We start from the raw sequence: 228 nt of genomic DNA, 5'->3' as shown, positions 1-228 counted from the left end.
CGGCGCCGAGCTGATAGGTGCCGAGCCCGCCGCTGGTCGCCGTTCCGGCGGCAACCGCCTGCCAGCTGTCGGGCGTGTTGTCGACGTCGGTGTCGTTGAGGTCGCCGCTCGCCGTCGGTGTCCCGGCAATGGCGTTGGCCACGCCGCCGGCTTCGGTCACGTCGCCGCTCGCGGTGCCGGTGATGACGGCCGCGTCGTTGGTGCCGTGGATGGTGACCGTCACCACCT

Annotated in this window: 1 protein-coding gene; it reads right to left on the bottom strand. The window is 72.4% G+C overall.

Features of this window, described 5'->3' with window-relative positions; all coding sequences use genetic code 11:
- The coding region (locus tag EN850_RS36155) for an Ig-like domain-containing protein (RefSeq protein WP_136093114.1) at nt 1-228 on the bottom strand (228 nt) is incomplete at both ends.

The organism is Mesorhizobium sp. M8A.F.Ca.ET.207.01.1.1, from assembly GCF_004794715.1.
Classification (GTDB): domain Bacteria; phylum Pseudomonadota; class Alphaproteobacteria; order Rhizobiales; family Rhizobiaceae; genus Mesorhizobium.
Note: the sequence above shows the minus strand (reverse complement) of the source record. Positions and strands in the feature narration are given on the sequence as shown.